17 protein-coding genes are annotated in these 20128 nt (G+C 70.6%); 14 read left to right on the top strand and 3 right to left on the bottom strand.

Annotated elements, in window-relative coordinates; all coding sequences use genetic code 11:
• Positions 1-32 precede the first annotated feature (32 nt).
• Both ABZ477_RS06520 and ABZ477_RS06515 read right to left on the bottom strand, forming a co-directional pair.
• Positions 33-953 (bottom strand): phospholipase, encoded by a 921-nt coding sequence (locus ABZ477_RS06520; RefSeq protein ID WP_360129648.1) that lies wholly within the window; start codon positions 951-953, stop codon positions 33-35.
• Between the two features lie 448 nt (positions 954-1401).
• On the bottom strand, positions 1402-1863 hold the full coding sequence (locus tag ABZ477_RS06515) for a DUF6194 family protein (RefSeq protein WP_360129645.1): 462 nt from the start codon (positions 1861-1863) through the stop codon (positions 1402-1404).
• 118 nt (positions 1864-1981) lie between these two features.
• On the opposite strand from ABZ477_RS06515, the gene ABZ477_RS06510 reads away from it, so the two are divergent.
• Entirely contained in the window at positions 1982-2917 is a 936-nt protein-coding gene (locus ABZ477_RS06510) for a formate/nitrite transporter family protein (protein WP_360129642.1), read from the top strand.
• Between the two features lie 55 nt (positions 2918-2972).
• On the opposite strand, the gene cofE is transcribed toward ABZ477_RS06510, so the two are convergent.
• Positions 2973-3779, bottom strand: a complete 807-nt coding sequence (cofE, locus tag ABZ477_RS06505; protein WP_360129639.1) for a coenzyme F420-0:L-glutamate ligase — start codon at positions 3777-3779, stop codon at positions 2973-2975.
• 207 nt (positions 3780-3986) lie between these two features.
• On the opposite strand from cofE, the gene ABZ477_RS06500 reads away from it, so the two are divergent.
• The 13 genes from ABZ477_RS06500 (at position 3987) to ABZ477_RS06440 (ending at position 20009) form a co-directional block, all read left to right on the top strand.
• On the top strand, positions 3987-4835 hold the full coding sequence (locus ABZ477_RS06500) for a nitrilase-related carbon-nitrogen hydrolase (protein WP_360129636.1): 849 nt from the start codon (positions 3987-3989) through the stop codon (positions 4833-4835).
• Positions 4836-4865: 30 nt separating this feature from the next.
• Entirely contained in the window at positions 4866-6302 is a 1437-nt protein-coding gene (gene hydA / locus ABZ477_RS06495; RefSeq protein WP_360129633.1) for a dihydropyrimidinase, read from the top strand.
• A 118-nt stretch (positions 6303-6420) separates the two neighbouring features.
• Positions 6421-7437: a TIGR03842 family LLM class F420-dependent oxidoreductase gene (locus ABZ477_RS06490; protein ID WP_360129844.1), complete on the top strand. Its 1017-nt coding sequence runs from the start codon at positions 6421-6423 to the stop codon at positions 7435-7437.
• On the top strand, positions 7434-8417 hold the full coding sequence (locus ABZ477_RS06485; protein WP_360129630.1) for an ABC transporter permease subunit: 984 nt from the start codon (positions 7434-7436) through the stop codon (positions 8415-8417). Before ABZ477_RS06490 ends, ABZ477_RS06485 begins: the two co-directional genes overlap by 4 nt.
• Positions 8414-9277 (top strand): ABC transporter ATP-binding protein, encoded by an 864-nt coding sequence (locus tag ABZ477_RS06480; RefSeq protein WP_360129627.1) that lies wholly within the window; start codon positions 8414-8416, stop codon positions 9275-9277. Before ABZ477_RS06485 ends, ABZ477_RS06480 begins: the two co-directional genes overlap by 4 nt.
• A gap of 32 nt (positions 9278-9309) precedes the next feature.
• Positions 9310-10077 carry an ABC transporter permease subunit gene (locus ABZ477_RS06475; protein ID WP_360129624.1) on the top strand — a complete coding sequence of 256 codons (768 nt, stop codon included), beginning with the start codon at positions 9310-9312 and terminating at the stop codon, positions 10075-10077.
• Positions 10078-10136: 59 nt separating this feature from the next.
• Positions 10137-11312 (top strand): ABC transporter substrate-binding protein, encoded by a 1176-nt coding sequence (locus ABZ477_RS06470; protein ID WP_360129621.1) that lies wholly within the window; start codon positions 10137-10139, stop codon positions 11310-11312.
• Positions 11313-11410: 98 nt separating this feature from the next.
• On the top strand, positions 11411-12724 hold the full coding sequence (locus tag ABZ477_RS06465; RefSeq protein ID WP_360129841.1) for an aspartate aminotransferase family protein: 1314 nt from the start codon (positions 11411-11413) through the stop codon (positions 12722-12724).
• 14 nt (positions 12725-12738) lie between these two features.
• The gene (cofG, locus tag ABZ477_RS06460; RefSeq protein ID WP_360129618.1) at positions 12739-15153 is read left to right on the top strand and encodes a 7,8-didemethyl-8-hydroxy-5-deazariboflavin synthase CofG; all 2415 of its coding nucleotides are present in this window, start codon (positions 12739-12741) and stop codon (positions 15151-15153) included.
• Complete coding sequence (locus tag ABZ477_RS06455) at positions 15150-16652, top strand: NAD(P)/FAD-dependent oxidoreductase (protein ID WP_360129615.1); 1503 nt, start codon at positions 15150-15152, stop codon at positions 16650-16652. Before cofG ends, ABZ477_RS06455 begins: the two co-directional genes overlap by 4 nt.
• Positions 16649-17659, top strand: a complete 1011-nt coding sequence (gene fgd / locus ABZ477_RS06450; protein ID WP_360129612.1) for a glucose-6-phosphate dehydrogenase (coenzyme-F420) — start codon at positions 16649-16651, stop codon at positions 17657-17659. The genes ABZ477_RS06455 and fgd overlap by 4 nt, the downstream gene beginning before the upstream one ends.
• Positions 17656-19116 carry a Cof-type HAD-IIB family hydrolase gene (locus tag ABZ477_RS06445; RefSeq protein WP_360129609.1) on the top strand — a complete coding sequence of 487 codons (1461 nt, stop codon included), beginning with the start codon at positions 17656-17658 and terminating at the stop codon, positions 19114-19116. Before fgd ends, ABZ477_RS06445 begins: the two co-directional genes overlap by 4 nt.
• 47 nt (positions 19117-19163) lie before the next feature.
• On the top strand, positions 19164-20009 hold the full coding sequence (locus ABZ477_RS06440; protein ID WP_360129606.1) for an aldo/keto reductase: 846 nt from the start codon (positions 19164-19166) through the stop codon (positions 20007-20009).
• Positions 20010-20128: the final 119 nt, after the last annotated feature.

Below are 20128 nucleotides of genomic sequence, written 5' to 3'. Positions count from 1 at the left end.
GGCCAGGGATCGGGCCCATGGCCGACGAGGACTCAATACCAGCCGGTCGCGTTGGAGTGGCCCCACGCGGAGCACGGCGAGCCGTAGGAGCGCTGGATGTAGTCCAGGCCCCAGCGGATCTGCGTCGTCGCGTTCGTCTGCCAGTCCGCGCCGGCGCTGGCCATCTTGCTGCCGGGGAGGGACTGAGGGATGCCGGTCGCCCCCGAGCCGGAGTTGTAGGCCTGGTAGTTCCAGCCGGACTCGCGATTCCACAGCGAGACGAGGCACGAGAACTGGTCGTCGCCCCACCCGTACTGGCCGATCAGCTGGCGGGCCGTGGCCTGAGCCCCGGCGGGAGTGTTGGCCGCGGCCAGTGCCGCCGCGGCTTCGGCTTCGGCCTTCGCCTTGGCTTCCGCTTCGGCCTTGGCCTTGGCGGCGGCCTTGGCGGCGGCCTCCTCTTCGGCCTTCTTCTCGAGGGCGGCGTCGAGGCGCTCGCGCAGCGCCTCGGTCTGCGCGACGACCTGCGCGGTCGCGTCGGCCGTCTCGTCGGCGACGCCCGGAAGCAGCAGGAGCGGCAGGACGTCCATGCCGTCGAGGCGCTCGATGGCATCGCGGAGCGCGGCGGTGTCGACGGACGTGTCGCCTTCCAGGTCGAGTCCGGATGCTGCGACGTCGGCGCCGATCGCGACAGCGCCCTCGACTGCCGAGCGTGCCGCGCCGAGGGTCGTCTTGGCGTCGGCCGAGATGTCGCGGAGCGACTGGAGCTGTGCGGTCCCGCCGAGTGTCGGGGTCGTCGAGTAGCCGACGGCGGCGCTCGCCGAGTCGGCCGCGTTCGCGACGGTGGCCGAGGCGGAGACCGCGGTCACACCGGTCAGCGCGACGACGCCGAGGACGACGCCGACCGTGATCGCGGCGGATTCCTTGTTGGGGCGGCGAGGCGGGCGGGCAGGGCGGTGCGGGCGCATCACGAGCATGCGGAGGAGGTTCCTTCGGGCGGTGGTTCGCACCGGCGGCACGCGCCGGTGTGCGCCCTCGGGTGGGCACGAAGGTCCGAGTCTGCATGGCTCTTCTGGACGGTTCCCCAGGTTCACCTGGGAGGTCCGTGTACGCGGTTCTCGAGGAAATGGCCGATCAGAGGCCTGGAATTCTCATCGGGCGCTAATGTTCCCAGCGGTGACCGCCGGGTTCGGGAGGATTCGATACGCGCGCCCTTCGGGCGGGCTGCTCGACGCAAGAGTAAGGGCCGGTCGGAGAGGCTCCCGACCGGCCCTTGTCCCTTGCACCAAGAGTGTCCTGCAATCACATGCCGGTAGCTGCCACAGCAAAACAACTACCGTGCATGCACTCTATAACGAGGAGGTAACGGAAGGGAAGAGGTGCGCGTTACCTTTTCGTGATTCTTTTTCGACACATAGCCGACGCTCAGGTTGACGGATGCTGCGCCCGGCGCTCAGCGCGGGCGACAGCATCCCGATATGCGCCCCGAAGGAGCTCGAGAACGCGTCCGAGCGTGCGCTCTCCCGGGTTGACGACCGCGATCCAGCCGAGCGATCCGTAGACCGGGTGGGGGAGGAAGGCGTCGGCCTCGGCGAAGTCGATGGGCTCGGCGGCGTCGCCGACGAGCCCATCGAACAGCGCGCGGCCGACGTGGATGTTGACGCGCCAGCGATCGTCCGGATCGAGATCCGACGAGGCGTCGTCGGGGTAGTCCTTCGTCACGATCGTCGCGAAGGGCTGCGTGTTCGCGGGAACCTGGCCGTCGGGAGCGAAGTAGAAGAAGTGATCGCCCCATGCGATCTCGGGATAAGGGCCGCCTGGTTCCGGGGCGAGCTCGAGCAGCCCGTCGAACGATCGCACTTCATCGAGGATCCGATCCATCGTCATGGCTCCAGTGTTTCCGCGACTTGTGCACCGCCGCTACCGGCAGGGCGGTTATCCACGGCCCGCACCGTGCGCGATGTGGTCAGACCACACACATAATGGGAGGTCGAGGAGGTGCGTTGTGCGCACGATCGAGGAGACCCTGGTCACGGTGCAGGCGGATGCCGCTCGCCACAAGGTGCACGGCCTGCGGGAGCCGGCCCGGTTCGCGATCTCGGGAATGCTCGCGGGCGCCTTCATCGGCATCGGCGTCGTGCTGATGCTGAGCACGGCGGGACCCCTCGCGGAGGCCGGCTCGGGGTTCGCGAAGCTCGTCGGCGGTCTCGTCTTCGGCGTCGCCCTGACCTTCGTCGTGTTCGCCGGAGCCGAGCTCGTGACGTCGTCGATGCTGACGCTGTCGCAGGGCACCGCGATGCGCGCCGTCCGCCCGGGCCCCGCGCTCGGTGCGATGGGGTTCACACTGGCCGCCAACTTCGTCGGCTCGCTGATCTTCGGGGTGCTCGTCGCCGTCTCGGGGGTGCTGCATTCGAACCAGGCGGCGGGGCGGATGCTGTCGAGCATGCTGGAGGGGAAGGCGGCCGAGTCTCCGGTCGAGCTCTTCGCCCGCGGCATCCTGTGCAACGTGCTCGTGTGCCTCGGGATCTGGATGTGCGCGCGGCTCACGTCCGATGTCGCGAGAATCATGGTGATCTTCGCCGCGATCCTCGCTTTCATCGCCTCCGGCTTCGAGCACGTCGTCGCGAACATGACGACCTACACGCTCGGCCTTCTCGCCGGCGACCCCAACGCGACGTGGGCGCTCTTCGCGAGCAATGTGCTGTGGGTCGGCCTCGGCAATCTCGTCGGCGGTGCCCTGGTCGTCGGGCTGGGCTACTGGGCGATCGCCGGCAGACCCCGGGTTGGGGCAGCAGAGTCGAAGCCCGTCGCCACGGCCAAGCCCGTCGCGGCCGTCATCCCGTTCGGCTCGCGCACTCCTGCCTCGGTCCGTCGGCGCGCGCCCGTCGCCACGACGACCCTCACGGTGTCGACGTCATCCGTGGCCGTCGGCTACAACTGACTCAGCCCGCGCCGGTTCACCACAACGTCGCAGATGACCGCAGCGTCGGACCGGATCAGCGGGTCGCGTCCGGCGTTGTGGTGATCTGCGACGCTGCGGCGGCGGCTGCCGCGAGACCCGCCGCATAGCCGGCCTCCCACGCCTCGCGCGCGCCGGTGTGGAACAGGTCGCGCTCGGCGGCGCGGACGATGCTGCGGGCCCCCGGCAGGTCGAGGTCGCCCACGAGGTCGGGGCGTCCGCGCACGATGGCGACCGGGATCCCGGTCGTCTTGCGCTTGACGAGATCGGCGGCGGCGGCGAGTTCGTCCGCGGCGCACGGGAGTGTGACGACGAGGGGCCGGCCCGCGGCATCCGCCTGCCCCCGGTAGTCCTCGAAGACGCGGATGCCGGCGGCGCCGATCGCGCTGTCGGTCTGGCCGTCGCGCCACGCGCGGCCGAGCGTGTCCGACACGATGACCCCCACCGTCGCGTCGGTCGCGGTGCGCAGGCCCGCCGCGAGTGCGCGGGCCGAGGCATCCGGATCCACTGGGAGGAGCAGGACCGTCCCCTCCGGGGTGTTGCTCGCGTCGACGCCTGCGGCCGCGGCGATGATCCCGAGCCGGCTCTCCACGATCCGCACCCCGCCGTCCGCCGAGGTCGCGACGATGCGGACCGTCTCGGCGTCGATCGCCGCCGTCCGATCGTCGGCCGCGATCGTGCGACCCTCGGCCTTCGAGACGATCTTCGACGTCACGACGAGGATGTCGCCGTCGCGCAGCGTGCCGTCCGCCGCGTCCGCGATGAGGGTCACGAGGTCGTCGCCGGCCTGGATCTCGGGGATGCCGCGCAGCGGCACGATCGTCAGTTCGGCGGGTTGCGGCACCACGCCACGGTACCAATCCCGCGCGCCGGGCGAGCCGGTGCAAAGTGCCCCTTGCGGGCGCGCCCGTGAGCCTTAACGATGAGGACACGGCGGGAAACAGGCATGAAACCTTCATGTCCTGGAATACAGAGAACCGACAGGACGCCCGAGCCTGGCGCGAGCACCGACGCAGCGCCCGACCCGACGGCTTGCGACATGGAGGCGGCTATGGCTGTTGTTCGAGCGGCGATCACCCAGACCACCTGGACGGGCGACAAGGAGTCGATGCTCGACAAGCACGAGCAGTTCGCCCGGGATGCCGCATCCCAGGGTGCACAGGTCCTGTGCTTCCAGGAGCTCTTCTACGGCCCCTACTTCGGGATCACGCAGGACAAGAAGTACTACCGCTTCGCGGAGTCGGCCGAGGGCCCGATCGTGCAGCGGTTCGCGGCGCTCGCGAAGGAGCTCGGCCTCGTGACCGTCCTGCCGATCTACGAGGAGGCGCAGACCGGCGTCTACTACAACACGGCCGTCCTGGTCGACGCGGACGGCACGGTGCTCGGGAAGTACCGCAAGCACCACCTGCCACACCTCGACCGGTTCTGGGAGAAGTTCTACTTCCGCCCCGGCAACCTGGGCTATCCCGTGTTCGAGACGGCGGTGGGACGGGTGGGCATGTACATCTGCTACGACCGTCACTTCCCCGAGGGATGGCGTGAGCTCGGCCTCAACAACGCGCACATGGTGTTCAACCCCAACGCGACCAAGCCCGGGTTGTCCAACCGGCTGTGGGAGATCGAGGGACCGGCCGCGGCCGTCGCGAACGGCTACTTCGTGCTGCAGCCCAACCGCGTCGGGCGCGAGGACAACGAGTACGGCGACCTCGCCGTCGACTTCTACGGCACGAGCCAGGTCATCGACCCCCGCGGCAACTTCGTCGGAGAGCGCGGCTCGGGCGAGCACGAGGAGGTCCTCGTGCGCGACCTCGACCTGAACATGGTGCTCGAGATGCGCGACGACTGGCAGTTCTATCGCGACCGCCGGCCGGACTCGTACACCCAGATCGCGCAGCCGTGATCTCGACGAGCGCAACAACCGGAGACTGACATGGCAACCACATTCATCAAGGGCGGCACCGTGGTGTCGGCGACCGGCCGCAGCGAGGCGGACGTCCTGATCGACGGCGAGACGATCGTCGCGGTGCTGGCGCCCGGGTCGCAGCTTCTCGGAACGGATGTCGCGGCATCCGTCGACACCGTCATCGACGCGACCGGCAAGTACGTGATCCCGGGCGGCATCGATGCGCACACGCACATGCAGCTGCCGTTCGGCGGCACGTCGGCCAGCGACACGTTCGAGACCGGCACGCGCGCCGCCGCGTGGGGCGGCACCACGACGATCATCGACTTCGCCGTGCAGACGTACGGGACGAAGGTGCAGGACGGGCTCGCCAAGTGGCACGAGCTCGCGGCCGGCAACTGCGCGATCGACTACGGGTTCCACCAGATCATCGGCGGCATCGACGAGGAGTCGCTGAGGTTCATGCCGACGCTCATCGACGAGGGCATCACGAGCTTCAAGCTCTTCATGGCCTACCCGGGTGTGTTCTACTCCGACGACGCGCAGATCCTGCAGGCAATGCAGGTCTCGCGCGACACGGGCCTGCTCACGATGATGCACGCCGAGAACGGGCCGGCCATCGACGTGCTCGCAGGACAGCTCGTCGAGCAGGGCAAGTCGTCGCCCTACTTCCACGGCATCGCCCGCGCGTGGCAGATGGAGGAGGAGGCGACGCACCGCGCGATCATGCTCGCCGACGTCACGGGTGCGCCGCTCTACGTCGTGCACGTGAGCGCGAAGCAGGCCGTCGAACAGCTCGCGTGGGCCCGCGACAGAGGGCAGAACGTGTTCGGCGAGACGTGCCCGCAGTACCTCTACCTCTCGCTCGAGGAGCAGCTCGGCGCGTCGAGCGACGAGTGGGGCGACTTCGAGGGCGCGAAGTGGGTGTGCTCGACGCCGCTGCGCTCGCGGGCCGAAGGTCACCAGGACCACATGTGGCAGGCTCTGCGCACGAACGACCTGCAGATGGTGTCGACCGACCACTGCCCGTTCTGCATGAAGGACCAGAAGGAGCTCGGGCTCGGCGACTTCCGAAAGATCCCGAACGGCATCGGCTCGATCGAGCACCGCATGGACCTCATGTACCAGGGCGTCGTGACCGGCAGGATCACGCTGGAGCGCTGGGTCGAGCTCACCTCGACGACTCCGGCGCGGATGTTCGGGCTGTACGGCCGCAAGGGCGTCATCCAGCCCGGCGCCGACGGCGACATCGTCGTGTACGACCCTCAGGGTCACACGTCGATCGGCCTCGGCAAGACGCATCACATGAACATGGACTACTCGGCGTGGGAGGGCTACGAGATCGACGGCCACGTCGACACCGTCCTCTCGCGCGGCAAGGTCATCGTCGACGGCGGCGAGTACCTCGGATCGAAGGGCGACGGACGCTACCTCAAGCGCGGCCTGTCGCAGTACCTCCTGTGACGGGTATGCATGTCTCACTTCCGGCGGGTGGGAAGGGCTCCATCCCACCGGAAGTGAGACACGCTCGGCCGAGATCGGGACACGCTCCCGCAGCACGGGATGAAGGAGGCGAATGACCATGGACTTCGGAGTCGTCCTGCAGACCAATCCGCCGGCCTCGCGCACGGTCCAGCTCGCGAAGCTCGCCGAGGCGCACGGGTTCAGCCACGTGTGGACCTTCGACTCCCACCTGCTGTGGCAGGAGCCGTACGTCATCTACTCCGCGATCCTCGCCGAGACGAACCGCATCACGGTCGGGCCCTTCGTGACGAACCCGTCGACGCGGGACTGGACTGTGACGGCATCCGTCTTCGCGACGCTCAACGAGATGTACGGCAACCGGACGATCTGCGGCATCGGCCGCGGGGACTCGGCGGTCCGGGTCACGAACGGGCAGCCGGCGTCGCTCGCCGAGGTGCGCGAGGCCATCCACGTCATCCGTGAGCTCGCGAATTCGCGGCCGGTCGAGTACAAGGGCTCGACGCTGCAGTTCCCGTGGAGCCGCGGCTCGAGCCTGGACGTGTGGGTCGCCGCATACGGCCCGCTCGCCCTGAAGCTCGCCGGCGAGGTCGGCGACGGCTTCATCCTCCAACTCGCGGATGTCGACATCGCGGCGTGGATGATCAAGAGCGTCCGGGATGCCGCGGCCAATGTCGGCCGCGACCCCGACTCGCTCGCCTTCTGCGTCGCCGCGCCCATGTACATCGGCGACGACTGGCAGCACATGCGCGACCAGTGCCGGTGGTTCGGCGGCATGGTGGGCAACCACGTCGCCGACATCGTCGCGAAGTACGGCGCGCACGGCGCCGTCCCGGACGCCCTGACGGAGTACATCGCGGGCCGCACCGGCTACGACTACAACACGCACGGCCGCGCCGAGAACGACCACGTCGACTTCGTGCCGGACGCGATCGTGGACCGCTTCTGCATCCTCGGGACGGCCGAGGAGCACATCGCGAAGCTCCAGCAGCTGCACGCCCTGGGCGTGACCCAGTTCGCCGGCTACCTCCAGCACGACAACAAGGAGGAGACGCTGCGCGTCTACGGGGAGCGCGTCATCCCGGCGATCTCCGAGCACGTCACGGCGAAGTCATGACGGCGCCGCCCCACGACCCGGCGCCGACGGGCGCCGTCATCGCCGACGCGCCCGTCGCCGAGGCGATGCTGCCGCCGCGGAGGCGGCGCGGCCGGCGCTCGCGCAGCGGGATCGTATGGGGTGTCCTGGGCGTCCTGGCCGTCATGGCGCTGTGGGAGCTGTACAAGTTCGTCGGCCCGGACGAGGGCGTCGTGCTGGGCGGGACGGGGGACGCCGGCTCGGGCGTCATGATCCTGCCGCGCACGCACGACCGCGCCATGCCCCACGTGTGGGACATGGGCGCGCGCCTGTTCGCGCCCACGAGCGGCGGCGACACTCCGGCGCTGTGGGTGACGGTCGTCGGGGCGGGCCTCGTGACACTCGGGATCGCGGCCGTCGGATGGGTCATCGGCGTCACGGTCGGCGCCGTCCTCGGCGCCGTCATGCAGCGCTGGCAGCTCGCCGAATGGGGACTCCTGCCCTGGATCGTCGTGAGCCAGACGGTGCCGCTCATCGCCTTCGCACCCGTCGTCAACGCGATCGGCAATCAGATCGACCGCGACGTCGCGCCCTGGCCGCAGTGGCTGTCGGTCGCGCTCATCGCGTCCTACCTCGCGTTCTTCCCTGTCGCGATCGGCATGCTGCGCGGTCTCGGGGCGCCGGATCGCATCCACCTCGACCTCATGCGCACCTACGCGGCGGGCTACTGGTCGACGCTGTTCCGGCTGCGGCTGCCCGCGGCCGTCCCGCACCTGCTGCCGGCGCTGCGGCTCGCCGCCGCGAGCGCCGTCGTCGGCGCCGTCGTGGCCGAGGTGTCCATCGGGATGCGCGGCGGGATCGGCCGCATGCTCATCCAGCTCGCGGGCCAGGCCTCGAGCGACCCAGCCGCGCCGTGGGGCCCGACGCTCGGAACGATCCTGCTCGGCCTCGTCGCGGCCGGCGCGATCGCGATCCTCGGCTGGACCCTCCAGAACTACCGCAGAGGTGAGGAGACCGGATGACCGCAATTCGAGAGCCTCAGGGGTCGGGAGAGCCTCAGGGATCGGCGGTTCGTCCGGCAACGGCCGACGAGCGCCGTCCGGCCGTGACAGCGGTGGGCGTCGGCAAGACGTTCGCGACGAAGGCGGGGGATGTCGTCGCCCTGACGGACGTCCGCCTGGACGTCGCGGCGGGGGAGTTCGTCTCGCTCATCGGCCCCTCGGGGTGCGGCAAGTCCACGCTCCTGCGCCTCATCGCCGACCTCGACGACACCACCACGGGGACGCTCGAGATCTTCGGCAAGCCTGCGCGAACGGCGCGGCTCGACCAGGACTACGGCATCGCCTTCCAGCAGGCGGGGCTGCTGCCGTGGCGCACGGTCGCCGGAAACATCGCTCTGCCGCTCGAGCTGCAGAGCGGCGGCAAGGTCGAGCGCGCCGCCCGTGTGCAGGAGCTCGTCGAGCTCGTGGGCCTCTCCGACTTCGCCGACCGGTACCCCGACCAGCTCTCCGGAGGGATGCAGCAGCGCGTCGCGATCGCGCGGGCGCTGGCGTCGCGCCCCCGTCTGCTGCTCATGGACGAGCCGTTCGGAGCGCTCGACGAGATGACGCGCGAATACCTGCAGGGAGAGCTCACGCGGATCGCGGGAGAGACGGGCGCCGCCGTCGTGTTCGTGACGCACTCGATCCCTGAAGCGGTGTTCCTCTCCGACCGCGTGGTCGTCATGAGCCCCCGACCTGGACGCATCACCGACGTCCTGCCGATGGGGCTCGGAGCGCGGCGGACGGAGGGCCTGCGCGAGTCGCCGGAGTTCTTCGAGCGCGTCACGGCGGTGCGCGAAGCGCTGCACGGCACTCCCGTCGAGAGGGCGAACGAGCGATGACGACCGCGACCCCTCGGCAGGCTCGGGGACCGATGGTCGCCCGCACCCTTCCGCGGTGGCTGCGGTGGGTCGCCCCGCTCGTCGTCGGGCTCATCGGGCTCGTCGTGTGGGGGGCGTGGGTCGCCTCGGGCACGGCTCCGCGCATGCTGCCGAGCCCCGTCGCGATCCTCCAGGAGTTCGTCCTGCGCTGGAACATCATCTCCGCCGACATGGCGGTCACCGCGACGAACGCGTTCGTCGGCCTCGTGGCCGGATCCCTTCTCGGGATCGTCCTGGCCGGGCTCGCGGCATCGGTCAAGCCGATCGACGGGATGCTGGCACCCCTCGTCGCGGCGATCGCGGTCGTGCCGATCGTCGCGATCACGCCCATCCTCAACACGATGTTCGGCGCGTCGAGCCAGTTCGGACGCCAGATGGTCGCCGCGATCGCCGCGTTCATCCCCGTCTTCGTCAACGTGCTGCGCGGCCTCCGGCAGTCCCGGCCCGTGCACCGGGACGTCTTCCGCGCCTCGGCCGCGACCAGCGCGCAGACGTTCCGCAAGCTGACGCTGCCGACGGCACTGCCGTACCTCATGACGGGCCTGCGGATCGCGGCATCGGTCGCCGTCATCTCGGCCCTAGTCGCGGAGTACTTCGGCGGGCCGGCGGACGGCGTCGGAACGGCGATCGCGACCTACGCGAAATCGGGGCGCGCGGCGCTCGCGTGGGCGTACGTCTTCGGCGGCATCCTCATCGGACTCGTCTTCTTCCTCGTCACCTCGCTCCTCGAGCGTCTCGTCACGAGGCGGCAGCCGGCCTGAGCCGGCAGGTCGACGTGCTCACCCGGCCGTCGAGCACCCACCACCAGGAAAGGAACAGCATGAGACACAGCATCCGTCGCGGCCTCGCCGCCGCGTCCACCGTCGCCATCGCATCGCTCGCGCTCGCGGCCTGCTCGGGTTCCGGTTCACCGGACGAGACGGACTCGCCGGACGACGGCGACTTCGAGCCGCTCACGTCGATCAGGCTCCAGCTGCAGTGGCTGCCGCAGGCCCAGTTCGCGGGCTACTACCTCGCGCAGGAGAAGGGCTACTTCGAGGAGGAGGGCTTCGACGAGGTCGAGATCATCCCGTCCGGCGGCGACATCGTCCCCCAGGACGCGCTCGTCGCGGGCGACGCCGACTTCGCCATCGCGTGGGTGCCGAAGGTCCTCGGGACGCTCGAAGGAGCCGGCGTCGAGCTCACCGACATCGCGCAGGTGTTCCAGAAGTCCGGGACGCTGCAGGTCTCGTGGGCCGGCGACGGCATCTCGAGCGTCGCCGACTTCGAAGGCAAGAAGATCGGCTCGTGGGGCTTCGGCAACGAGTGGGAGATCTTCGCCGCGATGGCCGCCGAGGGCCTCGACTCGACGACGGTCTCGATCACGACTCAGGGCTTCGACATGAACGCCCTCCTCGACAGGGACGTCGACGCCGCGCAGGCGATGACGTACAACGAGTGGGCGCAGATCCTCGAGGTCGTCAATCCCGACACGGGCGAGCTCTACCAGCCCGAGGACTTCGACGTCGTCTCGTACGAGGACACCGAGGGCGCCATGCTTCAGGACGCCATCTGGGCCGACACCGAGCGCCTCGAAGACCCGGCCTACGCCGACGCCGCCGTGCGCTTCCTCAAGGCCATCACGAAGGGCTGGCTGTTCGCGCGCGACAACCCCGAGGAGGCGGCCGAGATCGTCTACGACATCGCCGCGAACGCCGAGGCGGCCTTCCCCGTCGGCCCCGTCCACCAGCTGTGGCAGATGAACGAGGTCAACAAGCTCATCTGGACGGGCGCCGACTTCGGCGTCGTCGACCAGGCGGCGTGGGACAAGACCGTCGCCGGCGCGCTCTCGGCCGTCAACCAGGACGGCCTCAACCTCATTACGACCGAGCCGTCCGACACGGCGTACTCCAATCAGTACATCGAGGCGGCGCTGGCCGCGCTCGCGGACGAAGGCGTCGACGTGTCGGGGGACTACACCCCGATCGACGTGACCCTCACCGAGGGCGGGCAGTAGGACGGATGCCGCCTACCGGCCGTGCCCCCGGGGTCCGGCCGGTACGCGGCCCGTCGACCCACATGTCCCCCGAGAGCGCGAGAATGGCAGACATGACCATGAGCGAAGCCACCACGGATCTGGATGAGCTGACGGCGCGGCTCGACCGCGAGTACGTCTTCCATTCGTGGTCGGCGCAGGGGGCGCTCTCGCCCGTCGTCATCGCGGGCGGCTCGGGCAGCACCGTGTGGGACCACGCGGGCAAGCGCTACCTCGACTTCTCGAGCCAGCTCGTCAACGTCAACATCGGTCACCAGCATCCCGCCGTCGTAGACGCGATCCACCGCCAGGCCGACCTCCTCGCGACGATCGGCCCGTCGGCGGCGAACCTCGCCCGCGGCGAAGCGGCCAAGCGCATCGTCGCCCGCGCGCCGGAGGGCTTCGCGAAGGTCTTCTTCACCAACGGCGGCGCCGACGCGATCGAGAACGCCATCCGCATGGCGCGCCTGCACACGGGCCGCGACAAGGTCCTCTCGACGTACCGCTCGTACCACGGCAACACGGGCGCCGCGATCGTCGCGACGGGAGACTGGCGCCGCGTGCCCAACGAGTTCGCGCGCGGTCACGTGCACTTCTTCGGCCCGTACCTCTACCGCTCGGAGTTCTGGGCGACGACGCCCGAGGAGGAGGGCGCCCGCGCGCTGCACCACCTCGAGCGCGTCATCCAGTCCGAGGGGCCGGCCTCGATCGCCGCGATCCTGCTCGAGTCCGTGCCCGGGACGGCCGGCATCCTCATTCCGCCGCCCGGGTACCTCGCGGGTGTCCGCGCGCTCGCCGACAAGTACGGCATCCTCCTCATCCTCGACGAGGTCATGGCGGGCTTCGGACGCACGGGGCGCTGGTTCGCGTTCCAGGGCTACGACGTCGTTCCCGACCTCATCACCTTCGCGAAGGGCGTCAATTCGGGCTACGTGCCCGTCGGCGGCGTCATCATCCCGGAGCCCATCGCGGCGACCTTCGACGAGCGCGTCTTCCCCGGCGGCCTGACCTACAGCGGCCATCCGCTCGCGGCCGCGTCGATCGTCGGGGCGCTGGACGCGATGGAGTCCGAGGGCATCGTCGACAACGCGCGCCGGGTCGGTGCCGAGGCGATCGGACCAGGCCTGCTCGAGCTCGCAGAGCGACACGAGGCGATCGGCGAGGTCCGCGGCGAGGGCGTCTTCTGGGCGCTCGAGCTCGTCGCCGACCGCGAGACCCGAGAGCCGCTCTCCGCCGCCGGAATCGGCAAGGTCAAGGGCGAGCTGGTCGCCCGCGGCCTCCTGCCCTTCGTCGTCGACAACCGCATCCACGTCGTGCCGCCGTGCGTCGTCACCGACGACGAAGTCGCGCAGGCGCTCTCGATCTACGACGAAGCCTTCGCCGCGGCCCTCTGAACACGGCTGTCGTCATGCCGTCGTTCGTCACATCCTCTGTCTCCACCGCGCTCACGGTCGATGACGCCGAGCGCCTGCTCGCGTCACGCGGCGACGAGTTCGACCGCCTGCTCGCGCTCGCTTCGACGCTGCGCGACGAAGGCCTCGAGGCAGCCGGGCGCCCCGGCGTCATCACGTATTCGCGCAAGGTGTTCGTGCCGCTCACGACGCTGTGCCGCGACCGCTGCCACTACTGCGTCTTCGTCGACACCCCGGGGCAGCTGAAGCTCAAGCGCGCGCCGATGTACATGTCGGACGAGCAGATCCTCCGCGTCGTCCGCGCGGGGGCGGAGCTCGGGTGCAAGGAGGCTCTCCTCACCCTCGGCGATCGCCCCGAGGACCGCTGGCCCGAGGCTCGCGCGTGGCTCGACGAGCACGGCTTCGCCTCGACGCTGGACTATGTCGGCCATGCGGCGCGCCTCATCACGGCCGAGACGGGACTGCTCGCGCACCTCAACCCCGGCGTCATGACGGCGTCCGAGCTGGCTGCGCTGAGGCCGACGGCGCCGTCGATGGGCATGATGCTCGAGACCACGTCGCGCGCGATCTACGAGCAGCCCGGCGGTGCCCACTACGGCTCTCCGGACAAGGACCCTGCCGTCCGGCTGCAGGTCGTCGCGGATGCCGGAGCCGCCGGCATCCCGTTCACGACCGGCATCCTCGTCGGCATCGGAGAGACCGTCCGCGACCGCGCCGAGTCGCTCATCGCGCTGCGCGACCTGCACGCCGAGCACGGCCACGTGCAGGAGGTCATCGTCCAGAACTTCCGCGCGAAGCCGGGCACCGCGATGCGGTCGGCACCGGATGCCGAGCTGCTCGAGTACCTCGCGACGGTCGCCGTCGCGAGGATCGTGCTCGGCCCGCGCATGCGCATCCAGGCCCCGCCGAACCTCAGCGACCCGGCCGAGCTCGACCTGCTCGTCCGCGCCGGCGTCGACGACTGGGGCGGCGTGTCGCCCCTCACGGCGGACCACGTCAATCCCGAACGCCCGTGGCCGCACCTCGACGACCTCGCGACGCTGACCGCGGCATCCGGATTCGACCTGCAGGAGCGGCTCACGGCGCATCCCGAGTTCGTGCGCGACGCGGACCGGTGGATCGACGCGGGCCTGCACGACGCCGTGGCCCGGCTCGCGGATCCCGAGACGGGACTGGCGATGACGGATGCTGTCCACCCGGCGCCGCCCGCGGGCTACCCCCGGTCGTTGAGCGCCCTTCGACTCGCTTCGCTCGCTCAGGAACCGCGATTCAGCGAGACGAAACGCGCCGAACCCGCCGATCACGTCTTGCCCGCTGGCTCGGGCGTTTCGTCTCTTCGCTCCGCTCCTCGCTCAACGACCGGTGATTCGGCCCTCGGCCGCCTCGCCGCGCGCGCGGCCGACGACCCCACCGCGCTCGACGACGCCGAGTGGGAGGCGCTCCTCACTGCGACGGGGGACGACCTCGAGGCTCTCGTGGGCACCGCCGACGACGTCCGCCGCTACACCGTGGGCGAGGCGGTGAGCATGGTCGCCAACCGCAACCTGACGTCGAGCCACCTCCGGTCCGAGCCCGAAGCGCCGCCCGAGTTCGGTCTCGCCGACGCCGCCGCGATCGCGCACGATGCCGCCGACCTCGGCGCCACCGAGCTGTGCGTGCAGGGCGTGCTGCCTCCGACCGAGGACCCCGGGCTGTACCTCGACCTGATCCGCACGATCTCCGCCGCCGAGGCGGGCCTCCACCTGCACGCGTATCGGCCGCAGGATGTCGCGGACCTCTGCGACCGCGCGGGCCTCGGGCTCGACGAGGCGTTCGAAGCGCTCAAGGCGGCGGGCGTCAAGACGGTGCCGGGCACTGGTGTGAAGGTCCTCAGCGAGCGCGTGCGCGCGGAAATCGCCCCGGGCGACCTCGAGATCGATCGATGGATCGAGACGATCACGGCGGCGCACCGCGCGGGGCTGCGCTCGACGTCGGTCCTGTTCTACGGCCACGTCGAGACGGCGGGGGAGCGCGTCGCGCATCTGCGCACGCTTCGAGGGATCCAGGACCGGACGAGCGGCTTCACCGAGTTCGTGCCCATCCCGCTGCCCGGCTATGGCACCCCGCTCGTGGCAGGGCGCGCCCCGGCCGACGAACATCGCGCGATGATCGCCGTCTCGCGGCTCATGCTCGCGGGCAGCATCCGTCACATCCAGATCCCGTGGACGCGGCACGGCCGAGACCTTGCGGTCGAGTTGCTGCGGGCGGGCGGCGACGACCTCGGCGGGACGCTCCTCGACGGCCGCGTGCGCCCCGACACCGGGATCGAGCAGGGCCTCGAGTTCCCGTTCGGCGAGGCCTCGGCACGCGTCGGCCGGATCTTCCGGCCGCTGCGCGAGCGCACGACCGACTACCGCGAGGTGACCCGATGAGCCGCCGGACGGTCGAGGTCGCGATCGTGGGCGCCGGCTTCGCCGGCCTCGCGGCGGCGATGACACTGCGCGACGCAGGCCACGACATCGCTGTGTTCGAGCGCGCCGAGCGGGTCGGCGGCACGTGGCGCGACAACACGTACCCCGGCGTCGCCTGTGACGTCCCATCGCACCTGTACGGCTTCGCGCGGCATCCCGAGCCGAGCTGGTCGGCGGAGTTCGCGCCCGGCGCCGAGATCCAGGCGTACCTCGAGCGCGTCGTCGAGTGCGAGCAGCTCAGGCCCTCGATCACGTTCGGTGCGCCGCTCCTGGACGTCGCGTGGGAGGCCGGTCGTTGGCTCCTGTCGTTCGGCGGAACGAGCCCGTTCGAAATCGACGCCGAAGTCCTCGTCCTCGCGTGCGGGCGCCTCGCCGAGCCGCGCATCCCCGCCGTCGACGGGCTCGAGGCATTCCCTGGGCCGATCTTCCATACGGCACGATGGGATGCCGCGGCCGACCTCGACGGGCGCCACGTCGCCGTCGTCGGCTCCGGCGCGAGTGCCGTGCAGGTCGTGCCCGAGCTCGCGCGCCGGGCCGCGGCCGTCACACTTTTCCAGCGCAGCGCGCCGTGGATCGTCCCCCGCGGCGGGCGCTCGTACACCGCGGAGGAGCGCAAGCGCTTCGCCCAGCATCCCGAGCACCTCGCGGCGCTGCGTGCCCGGCTCGACGCCGAGGGCGAGGCGCGGTTCTCGTCCCGCTCGGGCGGACCGGATGCCGCTGCCGCCCAAGCCGCCGCGTGCGCACACCTCGAGGCCCAGGTCCCGGATCCCGCTCTGCGCGCCCTCCTCACACCCGACTACGCCTTCGGCTGCAAGCGCGTGCTGCTGTCGGACGACTTCTACCCGGCCCTCGCGTCGGGGCGCGTCGCGCTCGAGCCCAGCGCGCTCGCCGCGGTGGACGGGGACGACCTCGTGGCAGCATCCGGAGCCCGCTACGGGGGAATCGACGCCATCGTCCTCGCGACGGGCTTCCAGACGACGCGCCAGCCGTACGCGGCCTTCGTGCGTGGCGAGCACGGCGCGACGCTCGAGGAGCACTGGTCCTGCGGTATGACCTCGTACGCGTCCACCGTCGTGCCCGGGTTCCCGAACCTCTTCGTGCTGAACGGCCCCAACGCCTCGCTCGGCCACACGTCGTCCGTTCTGATGCTCGAGGCGCAGGCCGAGTATGCCGCCGCGGTGCTCGCGCGGCGACCCGCGGGCGGGATCGTGCGTGCGCGTCCCGAGGCGGAGCAGGAGTACACGCGGATGGTCGACGAGCGGGCCGCGGGCACCCCGTGGCTCACGGGCGGATGCCGCAGCTGGTACGTCGACGAGCGCTCGCGCCGGCTCACCCTCGTGTGGCCCGGGACCGTCGCGGACTATCGCGGCGTGCTCGCGGAGGCGGACGGCTCGGAGCTGGAGATCGCGGCGACGCAGACACGGATGCCGGGCGTGCCGGCGGAGAGAGGGCGAGCATGACGGTGCCGATCCGGTTCGGCTACAAGGCCTCGGCCGAGCAGTTCGGGCCGACCGAGCTGCTGGACTACGCGATCCTCGCGGAGGAGGTGGGGTTCGACTCGGTGTTCGTGTCGGACCATCTGCAGCCCTGGCTGCACGAGGGCGGCCACGCCCCGGCATCCGTCCCGTGGCTCGGCGCGCTCGGCGCGAAGACGTCGCGCGTGCTGATCGGCACGTCGGTGCTGACCCCGACGTTCCGCTACAACCCGACCGTCGTCGCGCAGGACTTCGCGACGCTCGGGGTCATGTACCCGGGGCGGGTGATCCTCGGGGTGGGCACGGGTGAGGCGCTGAACGAGGCGAATCTCGGCATCCCGTGGCCCGACCCGCCCGAGCGGTTCCGCCGGCTGAAGGAGTCGATCGGCCTGATCCGGCGGCTGTGGTCGGAGGATCGGGTGAACTTCGAGGGCGAGTTCTACACGACCCGCAACATCACGATCTACGACAAGATGGACGACCCCGTGCCGATCTACATCGGCGCGGCCGGCCCCGCCGCGACGCGGCTGGCGGGCCGGATCGCGGACGGGTTCATCACGACCAGCGGCAAGAAGCGCGAGCTGTACACCGACACGCTGCTGCCTGCCCTTCATGAGGGGCTGCAGAAGGCGGGGCGGCCCGAGGGCGCGATCGACACACTGATGGAGATCAAGGTCTCCTACCACCCTTCGCGCGATGTGGCGATGGAGAAGACCCGGTTCTGGGCGCCGCTCGCGCTCAGCCCCGAGGAGAAGATGGGCGTCGACGACCCCCTCGAGATGCAGCGGCTCGGCGAGGCGCTGCCGATCGAGCGCGCCGCATCCCGGTTCATCGTCTCGGACGACCCCGACGAGCACATCGAGCGCATCGCCTGGTACATCGGGCTCGGCTTCCGCCACCTGGTCTTCCACGACCCCGGCGCCGATCAGGCCGACTTCCTCCGGCGCTACGGCGAAGAGATCCTGCCGCGCCTGCGGGAGCGGTTCTCATGACGATCGCAGACCGCACCGGCTGGACGGTCGTCCTCCCGGTCAAGAACGCCGGTCGCGCGAAGTCGAGGCTCGCGGGGCTGCGGGATGCCGGTCCCGGCCTCGCCCGCGCGATCGCGCTCGACACGATCGAGGCGGTCGCCGCGTGCCAGGCGGTGGCTCGCGTCGTCGTCGTGACCGACGACGACGGGCTGACGGCATCCGTCCCGCCCGGCGTCGTGATCGTCGAGGATCGCGTGCGCAGCGGCCCGAACGCCGCTGTGGAGGCGGCCATGGCGTCGATCCCGGTGTCGCAGCCGCGTGCGGCGCTGCTCGCCGACCTCGCCGCCCTGCGCCCCGGCGAGCTGTCGCACGCGCTGAGGCTCGCCGACGCCGTCGACCGGGGTGTGGTTCCGGATGCCGAGGGCGACGGGTCGACGCTCGTGACGGCGCGCGCGGATGTGCCGTGGGCTTCCGCCTTCGGCGCTTCGTCGCTCCAGCGCCACGTCGCGCTCGGCTGCGCCGTGCTCGATGTTCCCGCCGACTCGACGCTGCGCCGCGACGTCGACACGCCGGACCATCTCGAGGCTGCTGCGGCGCTCGGGCTCGGGCCGCACATGGAGCGCTGGCGGCTCGCCGGCGGCGGCGGCGCGGAACCCGTGCACCACGACATCCGCCTCATCGCCGTCGACATGGACGGGACGCTCCTGGACGGCGAGGGCAACATCCCGGACGAGCTGTGGCCGTTGCTGGACGAGCTCGACGAGCGCGGCATCCTCTTCGCGCCCGCGAGCGGACGCCAGCTCGCGACCCTCCGACGATCGTTCGACCACGCCCGCGACGATGTCGTATACATCGCCGAGAACGGCGCGTACGTCGTCCGAGGCGATGCCGAGATCGGCTCGGACGCGATGGATGCCCAGTTCGCGGCATCCGTCGTCCACCGCGTGCGGGAGCTCGTGGCCGAGGGCTTCGACGCGGGGCTCGTCGTGTGCGGCAAGCGGTCGGCGTACATCGAGCGGAAGGATGCCGCGTTCCTCGAGGAGTGCGAGAAGTACTACGCGAAGCTCGAGGTCGTCGACGATCTGCTCCAAGCCGACGACCAGGTGCTCAAGCTCGCGATCTTCGACTTCGCCGTCGCCGAGACCTCGACGGCGCCGCGCCTGGCCGACCTGCGCGAGACGCATCAGGTCGTCGTGTCGGGGCAGCACTGGATCGACGTCATGAACCTCGGCGTCAACAAGGGCGTCGCGCTCGAGCGGCTGCAGGCGGCGCTCGGCGTCACACGCGAGCAGACCGCCGCGTTCGGCGACTACCTCAACGACCTCGAGCTCATGGATGCCGCCGGCTACTCGTTCGCCATGGCCAACGCGCACCCCGACGTGCTGGCCCGGGCCCGCCACCAGGCCCCGTCGAACCTCGAGCGCGGCGTGCTCACGACCATCCGGCGGCTCCTGGACGGGCATCCTCTCGAGGCGTAGGCGCCACTGGGCGCCCGCCGTCGGCGGGGGAGGGGCAGGATGGGAGGATGCCCACGATTCCCACTGTGAAACTCAACGACGGCACGGCATTCCCGGAGCTCGGACTCGGCACCTACAACCTGCGCGGTGACGAAGGGACCGACTCCATCGTCGCGGCGATCTCCAACGGCTACCGGCTGCTGGACTCGGCGGTCAACTACCAGAACGAACCCGAGGTCGGCGCCGCCGTGCGCCGGGCCGGCGACGAGCTGGGGGTCGCGCGCGACGAGCTCATCGTCACGACGAAGATCCCCGGCCGGGACCACGGCTACGACGCGACCATGGCGAGCGCGGAGAAGTCGCTGGCCTCGCTCGGACTCGAGCGCATCGACCTGTACCTCATCCACTGGCCGAACCCGAGCGTCGGCAAGTACCTCGAGACGTGGCAGGCGATGATCGCGCTGCGCGAGGGCGGCCTCGTCGGCTCGATCGGCGTCTCGAACTTCACCGAGGCGATGCTCACGCAGCTCATCGATGAGACGGGCGTCACGCCCGCCGTCAACCAGGTCGAGCTGCACCCCTACTACCCCCAGGCGGCCCTGCGGGCGTTCCACGTCGAGCACGGCATCCGCACCGAGAGCTGGAGCCCCCTCGCCCGCCGCTCCGAGCTGCTGAGCGAGTCCGTCGTCGGCGAGGTTGCGGCGGCGCACGGCGTGTCGCCGACCCAGGCGGTGCTGCGCTGGCACGTGCAGCTCGGCTCGACGCCGATCCCGAAGTCGGCCGACCCGGCGCGCCAGATCGAGAACGCGGACGTCTTCGGATTCGAGCTCACGGATGACGAGGTCGCGGCGATCTCGGCGCTCGAGCGCGGCCGACTGTGGGACGGCGACCCGAACCACCACGAGGAGATGTAGGGACTTCCCGGCCGCGGCGGACGTGCGCGAACCGGCATCGAATCTCCAGAACTTCTGGTGATTCGGCGCCGAATCGCCAGATCTTCTGGCGGCTCGGCACCGGTGCGACGTGCGGGGCC

This window comes from Microbacterium sp. NPDC019599 (assembly GCF_040632175.1).
Lineage (GTDB): Bacteria > Actinomycetota > Actinomycetes > Actinomycetales > Microbacteriaceae > Microbacterium.
The sequence above is the reverse complement of the archived record's forward strand: the minus strand, read 5'-3'. Positions and strand labels throughout refer to the sequence as shown.